A 3,254-nucleotide genomic window follows, 5' to 3' on the forward strand; every position below is an offset into this window, starting at 1 on the left:
TTGTCGGGCTCGCCGGTGATGCCGAGGATGCGGTCAGAGAAGTTGCTGATATAGGCTTTCATGATTTCCGGCGTGTCGCGCTCCGGGTCGACCGAGACGAAATAGGCGCGCAGGTTCTTGCCGTCGTCACCCATCGTCTTTAGCCAGCCGGCCAGTTCGAACAGTGTGGTCGGGCAAACTTCCGGGCAATGGGTGAAGCCGAAGAAGACGACGCTAGGGTGGCCGCGAAACGCAGCCTCGGTGATCGGGGCGCCCTTCTGGTCGACCAGCGTGAACGGCGCGCCGAACGGCTCACCGCCATAATGCCCGCGGTACCAGTCGAAGGTGAGCCAGCCGATGCCTGCTGCCATCAGGACGAGAATGCCGACCAGTATTGAACGCATCATCAATTGGTGTCCGTCGCGATTTTCATTGGCGCCGTATCGGCGCCATGCAGCTTGTTCGGCGAACACTCTTAACGGTTTGATCCCATCCGCGCAAAGATGTCGCGTTGCCGCAACCGGCCTTCCTCTCAAAGGTAATCCGCTTGCAAAGCGCTGCCGCCCGTCCCACCTGAGACCGGCGAAACTGCAGGAGGCTCCCTTGCAAAGACTGATTGGGCGAAAACTGATCGGCGGCGCTTTGGCCGCATGCCTCGTCGTCGGTGCCGGCGCAGCCGCCGCTCAGGAGGTCGGCAAGGTCGGCGTCGACTGGCTCGGCAACGACATCATCGTCGAGGCGATCAAGGATCCGAAGGTCGAAGGCGTGACCTGTCACGTCACCTATTTCGAACGCGGGATGATTGACCGCCTGCAGAAGGGCAACTGGTTCGAAGATCCGTCCGATTCCTCGATCTCCTGCCGCCAGACCGGGCCGATCACCATCGGCGAGATCGACATGAGCGAGGCCGGCGAAGAGGTGTTCAAGCAAGGCATCAGCCTAATCTGGAAGAAACAGGTGGTGAACCGCATCTACGACAAGGCCAACGACACCCTGATCTATCTGTCGCATTCGCGCCAGGTGCAGGACGGCTCGGCGAAAATGTCGGTCACCACCGTGCCGCTCTACGGGCAGAACGTGGTGTGGACCAACGGCAAGCCGAAATAGGCGACCGCAATTGCTCTGACGGACGATCGGTCCCGCTTGCGGGACCAATCGCTCGGGCGTAAAGCCGCGGGCATGGACCGTCCCGAAAATCTTGTCCCCAAGGATCCTGAGCCGCGCATCCATCCGACAGCGGAATTGAAGGCGTGCAAGCTCGGGCGCTACGCCTCGATCGGCGAGCGGGTCATCCTGCGCGAGGTATCGGTCGGCGACTTCTCCTATTTCGAACGTCATGCCGAGGCGATCTACACGACCATAGGCAAGTTCTGTTCGGTCGCCGCCAACAGCCGCATCAACGCGTTGGAGCATCCGATTGAGCGGGTGACCCAGCACAAGATCAGCTATCGCCCGAACGAATATTTTCGCTGGCTGGGCGTCGACGGGGCGTTTCGGGAAAGGCGGCGGGGGAAGTCCGTCAGCATCGGCCACGACGTCTGGATCGGCCATGGCGCGGTGATCATGCCTGATGTGACCATCGGCAATGGCGCGATCGTCGGCGCCAACGCTGTGGTGACGCGCGACGTACCTGCCTACGCGATTGTCGCCGGCGTTCCGGCCAGGCAATTGCGCCAACGCTTCGCGGCGGACGTCGCCGCGCGGATCGAAAGCCTCGCCTGGTGGGACTGGCCGCCCGAGAGACTGGCCAAGGCAGTCCCCGACATGCAGACGCTGTCCATCGAGGCCTTCCTCGACGTCTGGGATAACGAAATACCCTGATCTTGCGGGCGCGTGCACGGCTATGTCCGTGAAATCCCTCCGTGCAAGGGAACCCGGAGCGGATGCTGGTTGTTTCTCCTGCCATGATAGAGAAGCTTTTCACCAGGATCGCCAACTACGTTGCCCATCTCGCCGGTCTGCCGTCGACATTCGCCGTCTGTTTCCTGATCATTGTTGCGTGGGGGGCAAGCGGACCGATGTTCGGGTTTTCCGATACGTGGCAACTCGTCATCAATACCGGCACGACGATCGTCACCTTCCTGATGGTGTTCCTCATCCAGAATACCCAAAACCGTGATGGCGCCGCGATCCAGGCGAAGCTCGATGAATTGATCCGGGTCAGCAAAGCCAAAAACAGCTTTATCGGTATCGAGCACCTGACCGAATCCGAGGTTCAGGAGATCCGCGAAAAATGTGAGCGCGCGGCGAAGCGGCATGACCGGCAGGTCGCCGATATGGCGCTCAAGAAAGCCGCGGCGCAAAAGCCCGGCTCGAAGACGCATGCGGCGTGAGCGTCAGCTTTCCATGAACGCCGCGAACGCTTCCTTGTGGTCCGGGTGCCAACGCGACAGAGCAGGGCGGTTTTCGATGATGTCGCCGATCGCCCAGGCCATGCGCTTTTCGTCCATGGGCCGTGTCGCCTCGTTATCGGGGCACAGGATGTAGAAGTCGCCACGCACCAGCGCGGCCAGCATGAAGTCGATCACCTGCTCGCCGGTCCAGGCGCCGGCGGGTTTTTCGGTCGCACCTTCGGTCAGGCCGGTAAAAGTGAACCCCGGAATGAGCAGATGCGCCGCAACCTTTGCGCCGGGCTCGTTGCGCAGCGCGTGTGCCAGGCCTTCGGTGAAGGTCTTCACGCCTGATTTGGAGACGTTGTAGGCAAGGTTGCCGGGCGGCGTGGTGATGCCTTGCTTGGAGCCGGTGTTGACGATCAGGCCCGGCCTGCCGGTCGCCAGGATGCGCGGCACGAAGGCCTCGACGCCATGAACGATGCCCCAGAAATTGATGTCCAGCAGCCGCTTCCAGGCGTCGCGGTTTTCCCAGGGCTTGCCGGGATTGTTGCCGACACCGGCATTGTTCATCAACAGGGACACGCCGCCGAAGGCACCGAACGCCTTTTCGGCCAGCCGGTCGAGTTCGTCGGGCTTGGAAACGTCGGTCGCGACAGCAAGCACCGCGCTATCGCCGGCAATCGTTGCAACGGCGCGGGCAGCCTCATCGAGCCGCGGGCCGCCGATATCGGCCAGCACGATTTTCAGGCCCATCGCCGCCAGCCGCTTGGCCGCGGCAAGGCCGATGCCGCTGGCGCCGCCGGTGATGACGGCAACATTGCCGGAGGCAAGGGCAGGCAAAGCGCTCTGGATTTCGGCATCGGTGGTCATGGCTATAGCGTCCTCGTTCAAGTTGCGCCCGAACTTAACGCGGCGCGGGGCTCGCGCAAGCCCGCTTTGGCG

The 3,254-nt window shown here is 62.3% G+C and carries 5 protein-coding genes; 3 read left to right on the forward strand and 2 right to left on the reverse strand.

Translation table 11 applies throughout. The features are described from left to right. Positions 1–386: SCO family protein (locus tag EOA86_RS27890; protein ID WP_164892036.1), on the reverse strand; the 386-nt coding region annotated here is incomplete at its 3' end. 196 nt (positions 387–582) lie between these two features. Between EOA86_RS27890 and EOA86_RS27895 the strand changes: the two genes are divergently transcribed. The 3 genes from EOA86_RS27895 (at position 583) to EOA86_RS27905 (ending at position 2,312) form a co-directional block, all read left to right on the forward strand. Then, entirely contained in the window at positions 583–1,086 is a 504-nt protein-coding gene (locus EOA86_RS27895) for a CreA family protein (protein ID WP_164892037.1), read from the forward strand. 72 nt (positions 1,087–1,158) lie between these two features. Continuing rightward, complete coding sequence (locus EOA86_RS27900) at positions 1,159–1,800, forward strand: DapH/DapD/GlmU-related protein (RefSeq protein ID WP_128344616.1); 642 nt, start codon at positions 1,159–1,161, stop codon at positions 1,798–1,800. Positions 1,801–1,883: 83 nt separating this feature from the next. Then, complete coding sequence (locus EOA86_RS27905) at positions 1,884–2,312, forward strand: low affinity iron permease family protein (RefSeq protein WP_164759441.1); 429 nt, start codon at positions 1,884–1,886, stop codon at positions 2,310–2,312. A gap of 3 nt (positions 2,313–2,315) precedes the next feature. Here EOA86_RS27905 and EOA86_RS27910 read toward each other — a convergent pair whose 3' ends face one another. Then, positions 2,316–3,182 (reverse strand): SDR family NAD(P)-dependent oxidoreductase, encoded by an 867-nt coding sequence (locus tag EOA86_RS27910; RefSeq protein ID WP_128344617.1) that lies wholly within the window; start codon positions 3,180–3,182, stop codon positions 2,316–2,318. Between the last annotated feature and the right edge of the window lie 72 nt (positions 3,183–3,254).

The organism is Mesorhizobium sp. M5C.F.Ca.IN.020.32.2.1, assembly GCF_004023105.1.
In the GTDB taxonomy this organism is placed as follows: Bacteria; Pseudomonadota; Alphaproteobacteria; order Rhizobiales; family Rhizobiaceae; genus Mesorhizobium; species Mesorhizobium wenxiniae.